The sequence below is a fragment of the Vibrio hippocampi genome (genome assembly GCF_921292975.1).
Classification (GTDB): domain Bacteria; phylum Pseudomonadota; class Gammaproteobacteria; order Enterobacterales; family Vibrionaceae; genus Vibrio; species Vibrio hippocampi.
On sequence record NZ_CAKLCM010000003.1, the window covers coordinates 1,168,463 to 1,186,565 of the forward strand.

General features: G+C 43.8%; 13 protein-coding genes and 1 pseudogene. 6 read left to right on the forward strand and 8 right to left on the reverse strand.

All coding sequences use genetic code 11. The annotated features are described in order from the left end of the window. The first annotated feature begins 7 nt into the window (after positions 1–7). On the forward strand, positions 8–1,465 hold the full coding sequence (locus L9Q39_RS18205; protein ID WP_237486504.1) for a GGDEF domain-containing protein: 1,458 nt from the start codon (positions 8–10) through the stop codon (positions 1,463–1,465). A gap of 99 nt (positions 1,466–1,564) precedes the next feature. Further along, a complete protein-coding gene (locus L9Q39_RS18210; protein ID WP_237486505.1) occupies positions 1,565–2,458 on the forward strand; it encodes a LysR family transcriptional regulator in 894 nt (297 codons plus the stop codon). On the opposite strand, the gene L9Q39_RS18215 is transcribed toward L9Q39_RS18210, so the two are convergent. The 7 genes from L9Q39_RS18215 to L9Q39_RS18245 all read right to left on the reverse strand — a co-directional run bounded on the left by L9Q39_RS18215 (position 2,418) and on the right by L9Q39_RS18245 (position 13,343). Beyond that, the gene (locus tag L9Q39_RS18215) at positions 2,418–3,056 is read right to left on the reverse strand and encodes a response regulator transcription factor (RefSeq protein WP_237486506.1); all 639 of its coding nucleotides are present in this window, start codon (positions 3,054–3,056) and stop codon (positions 2,418–2,420) included. The genes L9Q39_RS18210 and L9Q39_RS18215 overlap by 41 nt on opposite strands. A gap of 346 nt (positions 3,057–3,402) precedes the next feature. Next, on the reverse strand, positions 3,403–5,349 hold the full coding sequence (locus L9Q39_RS18220) for a methyl-accepting chemotaxis protein (protein WP_237486507.1): 1,947 nt from the start codon (positions 5,347–5,349) through the stop codon (positions 3,403–3,405). A gap of 420 nt (positions 5,350–5,769) precedes the next feature. Then, complete coding sequence (locus tag L9Q39_RS18225; RefSeq protein ID WP_237486508.1) at positions 5,770–7,161, reverse strand: polysaccharide lyase 6 family protein; 1,392 nt, start codon at positions 7,159–7,161, stop codon at positions 5,770–5,772. Positions 7,162–7,407: 246 nt separating this feature from the next. Then, positions 7,408–9,690 carry a heparinase II/III domain-containing protein gene (locus L9Q39_RS18230; RefSeq protein WP_237486509.1) on the reverse strand — a complete coding sequence of 761 codons (2,283 nt, stop codon included), beginning with the start codon at positions 9,688–9,690 and terminating at the stop codon, positions 7,408–7,410. Positions 9,691–9,694: 4 nt separating this feature from the next. Further along, positions 9,695–10,243, reverse strand: coding sequence for an acyltransferase (locus tag L9Q39_RS18235; protein ID WP_237486510.1), 549 nt, complete (start codon positions 10,241–10,243; stop codon positions 9,695–9,697). Positions 10,244–10,302: 59 nt separating this feature from the next. Next, positions 10,303–11,487: a mannonate dehydratase gene (gene uxuA, locus L9Q39_RS18240; protein WP_237486511.1), complete on the reverse strand. Its 1,185-nt coding sequence runs from the start codon at positions 11,485–11,487 to the stop codon at positions 10,303–10,305. Positions 11,488–11,570: 83 nt separating this feature from the next. Next, the gene (locus L9Q39_RS18245; protein WP_237486512.1) at positions 11,571–13,343 is read right to left on the reverse strand and encodes a sodium:solute symporter family transporter; all 1,773 of its coding nucleotides are present in this window, start codon (positions 13,341–13,343) and stop codon (positions 11,571–11,573) included. A gap of 216 nt (positions 13,344–13,559) precedes the next feature. Between L9Q39_RS18245 and L9Q39_RS18250 the strand changes: the two genes are divergently transcribed. From L9Q39_RS18250 to L9Q39_RS18260, 3 genes are all read left to right on the forward strand, one after another. Further along, positions 13,560–15,035: a mannitol dehydrogenase family protein gene (locus tag L9Q39_RS18250; RefSeq protein ID WP_237486513.1), complete on the forward strand. Its 1,476-nt coding sequence runs from the start codon at positions 13,560–13,562 to the stop codon at positions 15,033–15,035. Beyond that, positions 15,032–15,583 (forward strand): cupin domain-containing protein, encoded by a 552-nt coding sequence (locus tag L9Q39_RS18255; protein WP_237486514.1) that lies wholly within the window; start codon positions 15,032–15,034, stop codon positions 15,581–15,583. Before L9Q39_RS18250 ends, L9Q39_RS18255 begins: the two co-directional genes overlap by 4 nt. 89 nt (positions 15,584–15,672) lie before the next feature. After that, positions 15,673–16,155 carry a cupin domain-containing protein gene (locus L9Q39_RS18260; protein WP_237486515.1) on the forward strand — a complete coding sequence of 161 codons (483 nt, stop codon included), beginning with the start codon at positions 15,673–15,675 and terminating at the stop codon, positions 16,153–16,155. A 170-nt stretch (positions 16,156–16,325) separates the two neighbouring features. Here the strand turns inward: L9Q39_RS18260 and L9Q39_RS18265 are convergent, their stop codons facing one another. After that, the gene (locus tag L9Q39_RS18265) at positions 16,326–17,132 is read right to left on the reverse strand and encodes an FCD domain-containing protein (RefSeq protein ID WP_237486516.1); all 807 of its coding nucleotides are present in this window, start codon (positions 17,130–17,132) and stop codon (positions 16,326–16,328) included. A 354-nt stretch (positions 17,133–17,486) separates the two neighbouring features. Here L9Q39_RS18265 and L9Q39_RS18270 point away from each other — a divergent pair. Continuing rightward, positions 17,487–18,029, forward strand: a pseudogene (locus tag L9Q39_RS18270) (IS66 family transposase); the annotation flags it as partial. Positions 18,030–18,103 lie beyond the last annotated feature (74 nt).

Here is an 18,103-nt window from a genome sequence, read left to right on the forward strand (position 1 = left end):
GAATATTATGAAATTGACTAATCCCAATACCTCAAACAGTTTGATCTTAGCGCTACTGTTATCCGTTTTTGGCTATGTGCTGTTCTTAGCCACCACAGGAAACTACTTTGTTAAGACTGCGTTGACTCGTTTTGAACTCGTCACCAGTCAGGTTGATAACTACAAACAGAAACTGCTGGTACTAAGTCTATTAACCGAATCGGAGATTGATCGATTAGAGGGTCACTCTGCGGAAACAATCAATGACAGTATTAATCTACGTTATCGTGACGCTATTTATAGTACAAACGATCAAGCATTGACCTTAGAGGAAAGTGTCGTGCGTAGTGTGATGCACCGTGCCATCAGCTTTCTACCGGACTTTATCAACAATCCCGATATTAAGCTGATGTATCGCTCCTTTGCTGGAGAGAAGTTCATCATGCAACGTCCATCAAAAGGGTTTGAGGCTAAAGCGGAATACTTTACCGATGAACACTGTGTCATCACGCAGACTTGCAGTAAGTACGCTTGGGCTGATCAATTGCAAGATCGAGTGATTATCTCATCAATCCATACTGATACCGTGACCGGCAGACCCGCTATTTCGATAGCGGTTCCCGTTACGACTCATAGTTCAACTGATGCAACCATTCAGAATGAAGACATCATCGGCGAATACATTGTTAATCTGTATCTCGATAACGCATGGCTGCATGACAAGGAAATAGACGTCTCTTATCGTGGACGCACTAAACATTTTGAGATCCTCTATAAAGATTATTGGTTTAATACCTTGGCGTTTAGAAGCACCTATGTCGCTGATAATATGAGTATTTTTACTTATAATTATCCAATGAGCAAACTGTTGACCGAGCAGCTGTTCTTTTTCTTGGTGATGTTTGTTGCAACTTACTTACTGCATGTCAAATCTATGGAGTCTAAACAACATAAAAGCCAACTGGTCAATGCCATATCGAACGCGACCACGGATGAACTGACAAACTTACACAACCGCAAACTGTTTAAGTCTAAGTTGTTTAAAGAAGTCCTGAGTAAAAAAGGGACCGCCTTGATAGCCATTGATGGCAACAGCATCAAAGCAATCAATGATCAACATGGTCATCATGCTGGCGATGTGGCCATTAAACATATCGCCAACTCGATGCGAGCGACATTTAGAAAATCAGACTATCTGGTTCGCAATGGTGGGGATGAGTTCTTGGCTATATTGCCCGACTGTTCCCGCGCTCGCGCTGATGAACTCGCGCAGTCACTGCAACAAGCAGTGCAGCGAACGCCGATTTTGGAGCAACAACTCTATATCTCGATTGCAACGGGCGTCACCTATCGAGAAATCCATGAGCCTATCGAACAAGCGATTATTCGTGCCGATCAGAACTTATACGAGCATAAAAAACAGCTTTTGCAACAAAGTAAATCTGAAAAGAGTTCAACAGAAACAGTGAACTCAGCTGCGAGTTAAGGTTTAAGCTAAGGTCTGAGTTAAGGTCTGCGCTAAACAGGCTGCTGTTCCTCAAAATGTGTTATAATAGAAGTCCGTTTGGCACAATAAAATACATCGATGAAAAGCGATATAGACCTGAATTTACTCAAAGTACTGCCCTTGATCTATCGCCATAAGAGAATTAAATCTGTGGCGAAAATCTTGGGTAAAAGTGAAGCGTCTGTCAGTAAGTATTTGGCGAGATTGCGTGAGCAACTGGGTGATGACCTGTTCACGCTTGACCCACAAAATGGGTATGAGCCGACACCATTCACCATTGATATGTTACCCGACATAGAAAACGGTCTATTGACCTTAGAACAAACGCTCCATCGTACCGAATTTGATCCCAGCGCTTACCGTAAAGAAATTGTTATCGCCCTGCCTCAATTGTCGCAATATTACATTGGCCACGAATTGCTAAGGCAAGTGATGAATCAGTTCCCGAATGCTCCGGTCACCATTACTTCATGGGATGAAGAAACCTATAAGAAAATATTGGAAGGTCAAGTAGATATCGGTATCCAGCTTTTAAGCTCCAAGCTGCCAAAAACCATTTACCAAAAAGCCATTGGGCGTTTTGGTATGTCATTGATTGTGTCAAACGACAAGGCGGGAATCAGTCAACAAGATGCACTCAAACTTCCGTTTGTGATGCCACAAGCGAAAGGTTGGTTTGATGATGTTTTATATCAAGATTTGATGCAAGAATTGGTGGAGACTAAATTAGATGTAGTGGCGAAGATAGAGAATATTACTTGTCTTTTAAACTCAGTGTTCGAACTGGAGGCTGCGACCATTTTAGCAACGATCAATAAACCCATCCCTGGGTTTCATTGTATTCCATTAGATATTTCAATCGAACAGTTGCCACCGAATTGCGTCATGATGAAGGTACAACATCGTCATAGCCCCTTTCATCAGATATTGGCTAAAATGGTTGAATCGCTATCTCGCTCATATCGCTTGTAATTGAATTATGAGCCGCAGCACTATTAAGTAGGTGCACCAGCGAATTCGCTTTGTATTTTTTTAGCAACCTTGTTTTGTAGGTACTGATCGTCTTCTCACTCAAATAAAGAAACTGTGAAATATCTTTGTTTGAATACCCTTGTGACAGGTAGTTGAGTACGCTGAGTTCGCGTTTAGACAACTTCACCTCAGGTAAATCGGTAGTCACTGAGGTTTTAAAAAAGCTGTAACCTAATTCGACCGCTTTAAGCGCCTTTATAATCGTGCTTTGCAATTCAGTTTTGCTCACATAGCCTTGTGCACCGACACTTTTTGCAAGGCTCGAATAGGTTTCATAACTTTGTGAAGAGATAAATAGAATAAGACCAGCGAAGCCCGCTTTTCGTACCCTCTTCACCAATTCAATACCGTTGCCTTCTTTTAGCTCGATATCAAGAATTAATACATCCACCGCGCCATCTCGCAACCACTGATAAGCGGTCGTTGCATCATCGCATTTGATGATCTCTTTGGGTTGGAAGTTATCGTTGATCAACTGCTCAACCGCATCAGAAAACAGTGGTTGATGATCAATAAGTAAGTAAGTTTTATTTGCCATCGAATTTCCCCTTATTAATAGTGAAAAAGCGACTTCATGTCACGCTCGACATACCTCCTAGGCTGTCAACATAGAATCCAGTATAGGGAAATAGGCAATTCGTTTCTTGAAAGGGCAAATTGAAAAAATGGAAAGCCAGAGTGCAGAACAAAGGAATATCTATACCCAAGTTACCTCAAGATACAGAGTTCAGAGGTAACTTGGGTATATCAGAAGTAACTTGCGTATAGTGAGGCGCAATAGTTGTGCGCCTCACTATTGGACGATAACTTGTGATTAGATTGAAGTTATCGAATAGCCGTCGTTGTCGAAAAAACTAGATAACCGTTGGATAAAAAAGACCGGTTTAATTCTTCCTTGCTGTTTGCAATTCAAAGAAGTGAATTTGATCGCTCAATGTCACCGCCATGCGCGCCAAATCATCGGCAGCTTGGTTACTGTCTTGGATTTGTGCCACCGTCACTTCGACCCGATCGCGCACTGAAGTAATACTCTCGTTGATCAGTTCCGCCGTTGTGCTTTGTTGCTCCGTCGCCGTGGCAATTAGCGTGTTCAGTGCATTGGTTTCGTTGACACAGCCGACAATGGCGGTAAATGATTGGCTGGCACTTTGTGACTGATCCACTGTCTGCTTGAGCATACCTTGGCTCTCATCTATTGACTCAACCACTTGCATCGTATTTTGTTGCAAGGTCGATATCTTGCCTTCAATCTGTTCAACCGCTCTTTGCGTTTGCTGAGCCAATTGCCTCACTTCATCAGCAACGACCGCAAAGCCACGTCCTTGAGTGCCAGCCCGCGCCGCTTCAATAGCCGCATTAAGCGCCAACAAATTGGTTTGCTCGGCAATCTTTTGAATCACATCCATGATCTCGGTGACTTCTTGCGTACCACTCTTCAACGTGGTGACTTCTACGCTTAAGCTGCCCATTTGGTTGGCAAGACCACCCACCCGCTCCATTGTTTGCGCCATAACGCTTTGACCACGCTTTGCGTTATCCGTGGCAGTTTCTGCTTCGATGGAGGCTTGATTGGCGCTACTTGCCACTTCATTGATTGCTGCGGACATTTGATTAACCGCAGTGGCAACTTGATCCGTCTCCAACTGTTGGTCACGCGCACTCTGCAACACTTCGCTATTCACTGCGGATAACTCTTCAGAGGCAGAAGCGAGCAACTCACTGCAAGTGACCACTTCTTCAATGGTTTGATAGAGACGAGTTTCGGTACGATTAAGTTGCAATAGCAACTGTCCAACTTCATCTCGCCCAACGCTGCCTAGCTCTGTTACCGCCAGTTTACCTTCTGATAAACGCTGAGCTACCGCACTCGCCTGCTGCAACGGAACGGTAATACTGCGACCAATGCGATGACATAACCAATAAAGTGTGAACAGCGTAATCAGCAACGTAACCAACACCGCAATAGTCGAAGATTGCATTGTGTCGGCAATCGCTGATTGCACCTGAGATTGACTGCTGACCGATTGCTGTTTCAACTGCTGTAACTTGTCAGCAATTACAAAACCGATGCGATTGAGCTCGTCCCACCCTTGGTTGCGTTCACTGTTGACCTGACGGATCTGCAAAAGCAGCGTCGAGAAATTTTGACTTTCTGCGATCAGGTTTGACCTTAGCTGAGAAGGAATTGATGGCGCTAAAGATTGCAATGCATGCTGGTAGAGGTTGAATCGTTTCTCATAAGACGCAAAACTCTTTGGGCTGTGGCTCACTAAGAACTCGGCCGCCGCCTCGAGTGCATATTGGAAAGACTGATCCACCTCAGTTGCCTGCTCTGATTGCACTGGTAAGTGACTCAATTTCGCCAGCAGTGTCTCGAGTAGCTGTTGCATTTCAATATCGCTGCTACCGACATCCGCGACCCACTGGTTATACTCTGCGATTCTCCGCTTCACCTCCATTAGACGCGAACCATAGTCATCAAGTGACTGTTTAACGTTTAAATATGCGTTAGCACGCTCTGGGTATCGGCTCTTTTCAGCATACTGTAATGCCTGATGCTTGGTTTTTAACAACTGCTCTTGAGCGCTGTTATAGAAGTCTGGCTGTTGCGAAATACGAAACGTAAGAGCGTTAACTCTGGCACTTAAGAGTTGAGCTTCCATCTCAGCCGCACCAATGGCGCTCTGGTTATAAATCTGAAATTCATCAAACTCACTCTTCAGCATTTTGCTGGTAAACACGCTGACACCCGAAGTCAAAAACAACGCAATCATTGCTGCGATGATAATGGCCCATAGTTTGTGGTTTACGCGTTTAAATTTGTTCAACATTGTTGTGTCTCATGCACTCTCAATAAAAACGACGAGAATAATCACACGATCACACAAGCTCAAATCGACCACTTTTTAAGCTAGTCATAACTCAATGAAATTTAATAAAAAATATTATAAGCAGGATGCCACCTACAGCAGATAAGGAATAGTAATACCGCCAAATGTTAAGCAATCGGAGAGATTCGATGGGACACGAGACTTGTTACTCAAGAATAAGTCATTGAACCTCGCATCTTGAGGTCACATGGGTATAGATAAAAAGCGCGTGAATTGTCTTCGTCACTGATCCTTGGTTAAGCGATCTTGGTTAAGCCGCTATTTTATGCAGATAACGATGTCTAAAAAATGCCCTCTAAACTGAGCCATACAGCGGTATTAGTTCAGGCTAGAGGGCGGCAGAAAGTTTTCGAATTATTACTATTTAGTTACCGCATAAGTCGGGCCCGCAATATCGGCAGTAACAATTTTCAACTTGGAAACATCGGCACCGACCTTTCCGGCTGAAACAAAGCCACCTTTTTCAACCAGCGTTGGGCGTTGAGAGCTGTAGCTCTTCACATACGTTGGCTCAACTAACTTTCCTAAGTAAACTTCGCCTTCATAAGTCGCATTGGTAAGTGGTGTAATGCTGGTTGCTTGAACCGCAACATTATCAGGTGAAATTGCATCGATAAAGTTATGCTCAAAGTGAACTTTATCGGCACCAAATACCGATTCCACCACCTTATTATCATACATACTGACTCGGTGAACCTGCTCTCCATAGACAATACCTATTTCATTATCAATCAACGAGTTATTTGATATTTGGATATTTCTTGGTGTCCACTGCTTGTTAAGTTCCTTACCTTTTTTAGTTTTAGATAGCTGCTCTCCATTGGCAACATCAATAATCCCTGTGTTGATAACAATCCCTGCACGGACATCGGCATTCCCCGCAACACCTTCATCACCGCCTGCGGTTTGAGTGATATAGTTGTTCTTGATCACATGACTTTCATCGTAAATACGAACACCACCAGTCAGCTTTTTGTGGTCACCAATAATCACGTTATTTTCAATATGGTTCGCTTTCCCATGACGCAAAGAGATCAAACCTGCTGAACGATAAATAGTATTGCCGGAAATTCTATTTTCTCCTGACTTCACGGCAATAAGCTCTTGCTCACCATCCATATTAATCATCAGATTATGACTAAAGCTTGAGTTTGATGGGTACTGAGACTCCGAGCTATAACCCATTTGTAACGCTTCCCAGCTATTCGAGTTGTAACGGATGGCCGCTTTATTGTTCAACTCACCATATTTATTTTTTTGCATATCGAGGAAGATATTATGTTCAATAACATGATGATCGGGGGTTTCATTTTTTCGCAAAAGGATAAGCGCCCCTCGCTTTTGTTTTCCTTCAAATCGATTGAAAGTTATATTTGCAGATTCTCCCCACACTGTTATCCAAAGTCGCTTAGGGTACTCTTGACGTATATCATCTGGTTGATATTCATAGCCATCATTAAAATAATAAAACGTCGAGTTAGTCAGTGTATTATTGTCTCCTCTAATAATAACACCACCAGATTCTTCTCCCGGTCCACCTTCAGTAAATACCATGCCATCAATTGTTGAATTGTCACCATTCATAACAAGTTGCACCAAACCTGTTAACCAACTTTGACCCGCCTTTTCAGCTTTAATTGTAATATTATCAGCGGCTATAGTAACGATACCTAAATTAGGGTATTTACCTGAAGGAATAACAATCGTATCACCCGTCTTCGCTGCTTCAAGCTTGGCTTTCAACGCTTGCACTTGTTTTTCTGATTGGGTGGACAAGTCTGCGGATGCTATCGTTTGCAATCGTTCACTGGTAAGCAATGAGTGACGAGAAACTTCGTCCAAGTCAATCGCATAACTGGACATGGATGACAATAGAATTAATGTAGATAGAATTGTTTTTTTCATATTAGCTCTCATTATTTTTCATTAATTTAACTACGGATTAGATGAACCACCCAAATGTTTTAGGTGGCTTGCTGGATATTTACTCACTAAAAATCAATCTAAGGTTTCGATTAATTTCTTATCTTTATTAATAAGCACAGCGTTGCCATTACAGCGAACAACGACGCCCTTATCCTTTATATATTGACAGTCAATAGGATTAGTGGCACAGGTGAATAATACGTGATGGTCAGTATGACTTTGTATTTCCCATTCAATATGCTTAATATCCTTTTGGGCATCGGATTCAACACTGACACAGTAGCTCTCTGCATCATTCACTTCTTCGACTAACTTAGAAGAAGAGGCATTACCCACCAGCATTTCCATTTGATACTGGATTGTCTCCATTGAGTCTTGGCCTGACAACTCGGTAAATAGAGTATGAACTTGGCGACCAAAGGCGATGTTTAATGGTGTATGCAATCGCCACTGTAATGGCGCTGCATGTTCGAGCTCGATCTGGTCATACACCACCAAACCTTGATCGGCGACTTGGATTAAGGTCCTAATAAAGCTTTTGCAATCATCATAGGCGCTGGTGATATCCAGCATCACTGCTTTAAGTTCCGCTTGATCAATTCGAGCAATCACAGAAGCGGTCGCGCTGGGACAGTCAAGCTTTTGCCCAACACCATTGATAAGCGGCAGGTTATGCGCTTGGGTGGTGCGAGTCCAAAGGCTGTGGTGTTTACTGCCAAACCGATAGCCATAGCTACCACTTGGTGTGAGTATATTCAGCCCTGATTTCAACAGCGCGAAATTACCTTGATCGCCATGTCGATGCGAACTATTCCCAAATTGACTGGCACGATAATACGTTGATAACGTACCGCTGGAGATTTTTCCAAGCCCGGCGAAAGCATAAAACGAGTGGTTTGTTGTGGCTACTTGGCTGTTTTCGCTATTTCTATTTTCGCTACTTCTGTTTTCGCCGCTCCTATTTTCACTATTGCCGCTTTCGTTACCCCTGCGCGAAGACGGAGCATAAGCCAGTTGTATGATCGTAGGAACGATATCCAATAGATGGAGTTGGTAACTCTCGATCTGTGACTCTAGCGTTTCGTCTAAGGCGATTGCGCTCTGGTCGCCAAATCGCTGTGCATAGACTCTGAGTGGGTTTTGGGCAAAAAATCCGGGCCATTCTTTCCCGTCTCGTTGGCACCAAAAGCCATCACCAAAAGGATGAATACGCTCTTGAGTGGCAACAAAATCCATCGCAAAATTCACATAGTTTTTGTAAAACGGGTGATCATAAAACGAGAAATCGCTTAACCGTTCAACGGATAAGAAAAACGGATGATGCCATTTGGAATAGGAAGAAGAATAAAACGACCCTTCAGCCCAACTGCCATCTTTTCCACCGTAAAATGGCAACACACCGCGATAGATCATCAATGCGTAATTTAGCCAACGCTCACAGGTTTTATGTTCAAATTCCTTGTGTAAAGTCAGTGCCGCAATACCCAAGTAAGCGGGTAGCCTTGAGGTATGGGAATGTCCTGGGAACTGTTTAAATTGATCTTGCTCTAAACGCTGCTCCATTTGGAATGCTATTCGAATCAACAGAGGGCGAACAAAAGCCCGCTCATCCTCGGTTAAAATGGGAGACAACCAGTGATACGCTAAATACAGGTTTCTCGCCAAAGACAGTCCGACTTCATCTCCCCAACGACAAGGTCTAAGCAGAGAAGCGGGGCCTTCTGGGCTCCATTCCGATAAACGTAATAATAGCTGGCAAGCTTTGAGTCCGGCCTCATTATCGCCCCATATTTTATACAATAACGTCAGGGCGATAAGATCTCGGTCTATCCAGTTTCGAACATTGGCAATGGCGGTTCGCTTGCCCTCCTCGTGACCCCGACGATAATGGTTGGGGTACTGGATTTGCTCAATATCGATATCAGCGACACTGCGCGCTAATTTGTCTCTAACGCCTTGGCTTGCATCGCGCACAACTTCGATGTCTTCATCAAAGTACATCAGAAACTGCTGTTTGTCGGCGCATAGCGCAAACAACGTATCCGCCGTCGGCGCAAGATATAAGTCCGTTTGTGTAGAAATGGTAAATTCGATCCAATCCGACGTCAGATTTTGGCTTAACTCCGTTATCCGCCAGCGGTATTGTCCTGGTTCTAGCTTAAAATCGAGTTGATGAGGTGACTGAATCGCTGACCAACACCATTGATCATCGTGGTCGAGACCCACAAGTTCAAGGTCATATAAATTAGCATCGTCATCTTGAGGCCAGTTAAAGCTCGGAGGATTGACCATCGCGCTATCAATGCTAGGTGAAACAAACAGTTGAAAGTCATGGGTTCTTTGTAGTGATAGCATCCGTTTACTCCTTATTGTGCCAGTGATACTCACCTGATTCGGCATCAATACGCCCAACCACTTTGGCAGGTGAACCAGCAACAATGGAATACGGTTCAACGCCACAAGTAACAACAGAATTTGCGCACACCAAAGAACCCCGTCCGATGGTCACTCCCGGAGTCACCACCACGCCCGTGGTTAACCAAACACCGTTTTCTATGATAACTTTTCCCTTCACGCCACAACTTCGTGCGCTAAAGGATTGAGTCGCTGGGTCAAAAACATGGTTTGAAGCCACCACAGAAACATGAGGACCAATCGCAACCTCTTCACCAATCTCAACGTCACCATTGATGTAACTGTATAAACCGATGTAACTTCGACACCCAATTTGGTTATCACCAATTCGTATGATTGCTCCGGGCGCAACTCTTACGTTCGCATTGGTGAAGCCCAGAATTTGAGCGCGTGTTTCATCGTCTTGTTTGTTATTACTTTGACTGGTGTATAGCGTGAATTTTCGAAATTCTTCATCACTCAGCTCACCACCAAACTTCTCTTGCACTGACATACCGCTACCTGAATAAAAGGAAAGGAAAGCGAGGGACTTCCCTTTCTTGAATTAATAAATCACTGATTAAAAAAACTCTTACTTAACGCATATTCAACACCACGAATTTCCGCCAAACCTTTGAGTCGACCGATGCATGAATAGCCCGGATTGGTTTGTTTATTCAGATCATCAATAATTTGGTGTCCGTGATCAGGTCTCATCGGGATAGGATCCGCTTTGCCCGCAATACGCCGTCTGTTTTCCTCTTTAAGCAAAGAAAAAATAACACCGTACATATCAACGTCACCGTCTAAGTGTGCAGCTTCGTAAAAACTGTTCTGGTCAGCTTCCCGTTGAGTCGAACGCAAATGAGTGAAGTAAATCCGTTCGCCAAATGTCTCAATCATTTTGACTAAATCATTGTCGCCGCGCACTCCGTATGAACCGGTGCACATGGTGATGCCATTGGTGGCACTCGGCACAGCTTCCGTCAGAAAGGCGATATCTTCAATCGTCGAAACGATGCGTGGCAGTCCTAAAATAGCGCGCGGTGGATCATCCGGATGAATCGCCAACTTAACGCCATACTCTTCACAAATAGGGGTAATATGTTGCAGAAAAAACACCAGATGTTGGCGCAGTTTTGCTTCATCAATGGCGTCATATTTTGCTAACTGACATCGAAACTGATCCAACGTGTAGCCTTCTTCCGCCCCGGGCAGCCCAGCAATAATATTCGACGTCAATTGCTCAAGTTGCTGAATTGACATCGCTTGAAAACGTTCGTGGGCTTTTTCGATGTCTGCTTGACTGTACTCACTGGCGGCGTTTTCACGTTTTAATATACAAAGATCAAACACCGCAAAGTCAATATGATTAAAACGCAGCGCTTTTGAACCGTCAGGGAGAACATATTCCAAATCCGTGCGAGTCCAATCTAGAACGGGCATAAAGTTATAACAGATGGTGTGAATACCACATTTGGCTAAATTGATAATGGATTGTTTATAGTTTTCAATCCACGCCAGATAATTACCGGTTTGTGTTTTTATTTCTTCGTGAACAGGAATACTTTCAACCACCTCCCAAGTTAAATCATGACTCTCAATCATGTGTTTTCTTTCAAGTATTTCATGCTGCTGCCATATATCACCATTTGCTTTGTGATGAAGTGCAGTCACAATACCTGTTGCCCCTGCTTGTCGAATATCGTTCAAGGTCACAGGATCGTTCGGACCATACCAACGCCATGTTTGTTTCACAGAACTCTCTCCTCAAAATCAACTCAAATAAGGTGGGCTAATCCGCCCACCTTGAATAATCTATAAATTCACTGTTCTAATAATCAAACCGTACACGCTTTTAATTCAGCGTCTTTTAATTTACCGGCACGTAGTAACAACCAAGCAATGAATCCGACCATCAATGACATCACTACGAATAACATGCGTCCCCACAATGGATTAGGAATTAAGGTCAATATCAACAACGCGACACTGGTAGCTAATAGAACACGACCAAGTAACACATATTGCTGTCTATCTGCTTGGAAACTTTGCACTGTCTCTTCAACAACAATAGGTGTTGATACGTTATTGAAAAACTCATTAATCTCCTCGGCACGTTGTCCTTGTGGCTCTTTATAGAACAACTGAGTCAACAAGAAGAAACCACCAGTGATAATGATGTGACCCGTCACACCCATGGTGATGGATTTCATTTCTGCGAATTCACGTTTTGACAGTGGCTCTGCCAAGTTGAACAAACTTTCGATCATCGGTGCGCTCGTTGAGGCAATGACCGCAGATACACAGGCACCGACAGCAATCGTCGCCCAACATGCCCAATCGGGTGTTTTCTTGATAAAGAAACATAATAGCGACGGAATAAGAACCGGGAACGCCACTAATGTACTGACCATCATCAGTGCGTCGAACAAGCCAAAGTCTTTCAACTTACTCATAAACAGACCGGCGACAATGATCATTAAACCGAAAAACACCGTGGCAACTTTACTCGCCATCAGAATCGATCTATCCGATTTGTCTTTGGCAAAATAAGGTTCGTATACATTCTTGATAAAGATACCCGCATTTCGGTTCAGCGCTGAATCCATTGATGACATCGTTGCCGCAAACATTGCTGACATCATCAGACCCACCATGCCGACAGGCATTTCATTGCGAACAAATACAAAATACGTTGCATTGGCGATGTCTTTACCTAACACATCCAGTCCCCACGTAGACATATCAGGATAATGTCCGCCCACATACCATGCTGGTAAGAACCAGATAAAAGGACCGAACGCCATTAAGCAACAAGCAAGAACCGCCGCTTTTCGAGCATTCTTAGTATCTTTAGCCGCAATGTAACGATAAGAATCGATCATATTGTTGGTACTAAAGAACTGTTTAATGAAAATACAAATAAACCAACCAACAAATAAGTAGCCGTAGCTGTAACCATCACCGACAAAACCGCGATCAGGTAAGCCTGCTTCCAAAATTGGCGTGACGCCACCCGCTTTAGTAATCGCAACAATCGTGGCGATAAATGTCACCACTGTGATGATGATCATTTGAATGAAATCTGATGCCACCACCGCCCAGCTTCCGCCGACTAATGACATAAACAACACCACGCCACCCGCCGCAATAATGGTGGTTTCAATAGGAATGTTGAACACCGCACTGGCAAAAATAGCCAACGCATTAAGCCACAATGACGCTTGCAAAACGCTAGATGGTACTGTCGCCCAAGTCACGACCTGTTCGCTCACTCGACCAAAGCGTAGGCGTATACCTTGAATCGGGCTAATGACTCGCATTTGACGCGCTTTCGCAGCAAAAAAGAGATAGTTACAAAGGTAACCCAGCGCATTGGCAAAAAAGATAACCACGATAGACACGCCAACATCTAATGCTTTACCCATAACACCGGTAAATGTCATTGCACTCAATGCTTGGAGAAACGCGGTGGAGCCAACCATCCACCACAACATTTTACCGCCGCCACGGAAGTATTCACTTGTCGAAGAGGTGGCGGATCGAAACATCCACCCCACGACCATCAGGAACACGAAGTATCCCAAAACTATGTATATATCAATATTCATTATTCAGCCTTTGTCCACGTTATAGTATTAAAATTCATTCACTTTCATTCTTCCCCATTAGACTGACAGAATTGGCATGCCAATTGGTTGACCTTAGTCACAGAATAATAATTGTTAATTTTTAAAGTGTATAAATCATACAAATGAGTGGTATGTTATAGACTAGAAAAGTGGAACTCTGTATGTGTCACGCACCTCAGGAAGAATGATATCATTATGAACAAAACCAATATAAAACAATGCATTAAGAACCAGTCCAAAATCATTCATATCGGTTTGGGTGCGTTTCACCGTGCGCACCAAGCCCTATATACCAGCGAATTAATCGACCAAGAAAAATGCAATTGGTCGATCAATTCGATTAACCTTTTCGGTTCTGTTGAATTGATCACTCAACTGCGTGGGCAAAATCATGTCTACGCGGTACTGGAAAGAGGTCCAAACCACAAGCAAGTCAAAATATCCAAATCCATTACCCATTCTCTGCACCCTGCGTTGGATGGAAAAGAGCCAATATTAGAAGCACTTGCCGATGAGAACACCGCGATTGTCTCTTTAACCATTACCGAAAAGGGATACTGCATCGAACCCAGTTCCGGTACGCTCGATAGCAACAATCCGTTAATACAACAGGATTTGAAGTCACCATATAGCCCCAACTCAGCCATCGGTTATATCGTCGAGGCACTTAGGTTAAGAAAACAACATCAACGACCGCCGTTTACAGTGATGTCATGTGACAATATTCAAAGTAATGGCGACGTCGCCCGCCAAGCTATCCTTGGCTATGCCAAACTGATTGAACCTGAGCTTTATCAATGGATTAAGGAGCATGTCACGTTCCCAAATACCATGGTTGATAGAATTGTTCCTGCGGTGACCGCTGACACGTTGAGCTATATTGAAAGTCAATTGGGTTACAGAGATCCTTGCGCCATTGCGTGCGAGCCATTTCGTCAATGGGTCATCGAAGATAATTTCGTTAATGGGCGACCTGACTGGGATCAAGTGGGGGCGGAATTTGTTGAAGACGTGGTCCCTTATGAACAGATGAAACTGAGAATGCTCAACGGCAGTCACTCATTTTTATCCTATTTGGGCTATTTAAGTGGCTATAAATTTATCTCACAAGTCATTGATGATAAGCAATTTCTTAGAGCCGTCCTTGATTTTATGTTAGCGGAGCAAGCGCCTACATTGAACTTACCCAAAGAGGTCAATGTTGAGCACTATGCGACGTTATTGGTTGACCGTTTTAGTAACAATAATTTGCAGCATGCGACCTCCCAAATTGCCACCGATGGTAGCCAAAAGCTGCCGCCAAGATTTTGTGAGTCCCTGATTTATAACCGACGCAATGGGATTCAGACCTATTGGCTTGAGTTGGGCATTGCCGCTTGGATGAGTTACGTTATCGGCAAAGACGATAATGGGGATGCGATAGAGGTTAACGATCCGCTATCCGCAGTATTTGATAGCATCAAATCTAGCCCTACCAGCAACAGAGAGCGCGCGCTAGCATTGATCAACCTTGACTCGATATTCAGTGACTCCATTGTAAACGACACCGAATTGGTTGACCGCATCGTTGACAAATTCGTTCGCATCCAAGAATCTGGAGCAAAGGTCACCGTTTACAACATGGTCAATGATATAAAGTTAAAGCCGCTATCATCAAACGAATTATCATGAAACGAATTCCGTTAGACGCATCCCCTGAAACAAATAAACAAGCCGAGAGCACCATGAAATACAAAGACCAATTAGTGCAGTTTAAACAAAATAGAGTCTGGCGTTCATATAAAGGCGGAAAAGTGCTTGATGACATTGCCGGCGTTGTCCCAGCGCAAGACTCGCATTTTCCGGAAGACTGGATCGCATCAACGACCAAAGCGGTCAATCCGGGGCGAGAGCATATCGATGAGGGAGAATCCATCGCCCTACTCACCGATCAGAACATGCCTTTTTCCGAGCTGATTGCGTTAGACCCAGACTATTTTCTGGGTCGTGATCATGTGGCACAATTTGGCACCAATCCGATGGTATTGGTTAAGTTCTTAGATTCGTCGATTCGACTGCATTTCCAAGCGCACCCAACAAGAGAATTTTCGCAGCAGTATCTCAACTCAGATGCTGGCAAAGCTGAAGCTTATTACATTCTGAAAGTCAGAGAAGATATCAACGATCCTTATATTTATTTAGGCTTTCAACACCCACCCCAAAAGGCGCAATTCAACTGAAAAAATGCTTTGAAAAAATACCCGTCAAAGAAGGTCAATGCTATTTCATCCCCGGCGGTATGCCCCACGCAATTGGTGAAGGCATTCTTATGATCGAAATTATGGAGCCTTCGGACTGGGCGGTACGTTTTGAATTTGAGCGTGGCGGTTATACCCTTCCAGAACAAGCCCGCTTTATGAAGCGTGACCTCGATTTTTGTCTGGACGTGTTTGATTATTCGCAGCAATCCACCCATGACGTGATCGCTAAAAACAAGAAAACACCCAAACCGATGCAAACCTACCCTGATGGTTCCTCTAAGTCCATGCTGATCGATGCCTCAACCACCGATCGCTATCGAGTGTGTCGAAGCAACGTCACTCGCCATATTGTCAAACAAGAACAGGACTTTTACATCGGTATCGTCACACAAGGTGAATGCACGGTAACGCTGGGGGATAAGCAACTGACATTGCGTCAATTCGACAAATTTTTCTGTCCTGCGGGGGTTGATTCGATTGAGATTGAAACGATGGAGGGGGTAGAAATTATCGAGTGTTATCCGCCTCTCCCTGTTTCTCAACCGGCATAGTTGAACAGTTGAATCACTGAATCACTGAATCACTGAATCACTGAATCTCGGCTGCGTCCCGACACCAGCCGTTAAATAACAAAAAAGGATGTCGCCAAACACGACATCCTTTTTGCTATTTTGTTTTTATGCTGTTCAATCTTTACAGTTGGTCTGAGATCCAGATCCGGCTATTTTTTTTGCAACACTAACTTTGCAGGGATGGATTCAAACAGATAGCCATCAAACTGAGGATCTTCAAAATCAGATAACTCAAGTAACTTTATTTTGACATTCTCTAAGTGTTGCCACATCGCATGCTTTGCGGCACTCGGATCTTTGCGCTGCATGGCAAGCAATATCTGTGCATGATCATCCAGCCACTCTTTGCAGTAGTCTTTGTTTTCAATATGACAATGGAGCTTTTGCCACATGGGGCTGGACTCTCTGCGTTCCCACAACTGCTTAAACATATCCACCAAAATAGAATTTTGGGTCGCTTCTGCGATATAGAAATGAAACAGTTTGTCGCCAGTAGGTTCTAAATCATCGTCGCTGTTGATTTCATTTTTCTCAATCTCAAGCGCTTCACGCATTCTTGCGATGTCTGACGGTGTCGCTTGCACGGCAGCAAACTCCGCAATGGTGCTTTCCAGTAACTGTCGTGCTTGCAACATTTCGAAAGGACCCACATCTTCTTGTCGGGCAGAGCCTGAACCTGACTGGCTGTGTTTGCTTTGAGGTAAATTGCCTTGAGATAAATCGTCTTGTGGCAAATTGATCACATAAACACCGGAACCTTTTTTCACGTCCACTAGGTTTTCCAGTTCAAGCATGATGATCGCTTCGCGCACAACCGTCCTACCCACATTTAAACGCTCTGCAATATCGCGTTCAGGAGGTAAGCGACTGCCGATAGGATACATTCCATCGGAAAGTTCTTGTCTTAAAATTAATCCTATCGTTTGATAAGAGCGTTTGGGTTCGAAGTTTATCATCAGTAATTTGTCTAACTAATCGTAATCAACCATATTAACTTTATTGTATTCTGCAATCTAAACAAATTCGAGAAAAACTACAGTGAGCGCACAAACTCGTTAAATAGTACGGTTTCTATTCAAGTCCCCGACCAACATTAATGAAACGAACCGTAACAAGTCGCAAACTGACTTCCGTCTTATTCGGCTCATCATTGCTTTATTATGAAAGTTTGTGCTAACCACTTTGCGTTTTACAAGCAACTCTACGGGAAAATATCTAGCCCTTACCCGTTTTGCCTGCTTTCTCGTCTTGTTCGGTCATCTCTTGCTTGGTATTTAAGAAGTCATCTCTTATACCAATGCTACTACAGTTGCATGGCTCATGCTCGGCGTAAGTTCATGGACGCGAAAAAGCTGCAAGGTAAAGGCAAGTCAGGTAAAGCAGACAATGCCTTGGCTAAAATCCAAAAGCTCTATGGGATAGAATCGAGGTTAAAGGGCGCATCGGCAGAGAAGCGAAAAGCAGAGCGGCAACTGCATGCGAAACCGATACTCGATGAACTCTACGAGTGAATGATGATTCAGCGAGTAATAGAGTCTAGCCCGTTAGGTAAAGCGATAAAATACACGCTTGGGCAATGACCGAAGCTCATTCGCTATATCGATGACGGTCACTTATCTATCGACAATAATCGAGCTGAACGGGCAATTAAACCGCTAGTTATTGGCAGAAAGAACTGGCTCTTCTCGACCGCACCCAATGGCGCTGATGCGAGCGCGATGCTTTACAGCATCGTCGAGACTGCGAAAGCCAACGACCTTATACTCTACGACCACATGGTTAAGTGCATGAAAGAGCTGGCGAAAGCAGAGCCTGATATCGATGCGCTCCTACCTTGGAACTTCAAACATTAGCACTATCGCACCGTGGGTTTATGGGGCGGATACGGTTTAAGCAACAAAGCCCACTACTGAGACCCAGTAGCTCG

Bases quoted from the DNA above. Each gene is read 5' to 3' on its own strand.
- L9Q39_RS18205 (WP_237486504.1), top strand. From the start codon at position 8: ATGAAATTGACTAATCCCAATACCTCAAACAGTTTGATCTTAGCGCTA.
- L9Q39_RS18210 (WP_237486505.1), top strand. From the start codon at position 1,565: ATGAAAAGCGATATAGACCTGAATTTACTCAAAGTACTGCCCTTGATC.
- L9Q39_RS18215 (WP_237486506.1), bottom strand. From the start codon at position 3,056: ATGGCAAATAAAACTTACTTACTTATTGATCATCAACCACTGTTTTCT.
- L9Q39_RS18220 (WP_237486507.1), bottom strand. From the start codon at position 5,349: ATGTTGAACAAATTTAAACGCGTAAACCACAAACTATGGGCCATTATC.
- L9Q39_RS18230 (WP_237486509.1), bottom strand. From the start codon at position 9,690: ATGCTATCACTACAAAGAACCCATGACTTTCAACTGTTTGTTTCACCT.
- L9Q39_RS18235 (WP_237486510.1), bottom strand. From the start codon at position 10,243: ATGTCAGTGCAAGAGAAGTTTGGTGGTGAGCTGAGTGATGAAGAATTT.
- L9Q39_RS18245 (WP_237486512.1), bottom strand. From the start codon at position 13,343: ATGAATATTGATATATACATAGTTTTGGGATACTTCGTGTTCCTGATG.
- L9Q39_RS18250 (WP_237486513.1), top strand. From the start codon at position 13,560: ATGAACAAAACCAATATAAAACAATGCATTAAGAACCAGTCCAAAATC.
- L9Q39_RS18255 (WP_237486514.1), top strand. From the start codon at position 15,032: ATGAAACGAATTCCGTTAGACGCATCCCCTGAAACAAATAAACAAGCC.
- L9Q39_RS18260 (WP_237486515.1), top strand. From the start codon at position 15,673: ATGATCGAAATTATGGAGCCTTCGGACTGGGCGGTACGTTTTGAATTT.
- L9Q39_RS18265 (WP_237486516.1), bottom strand. From the start codon at position 17,132: ATGATAAACTTCGAACCCAAACGCTCTTATCAAACGATAGGATTAATT.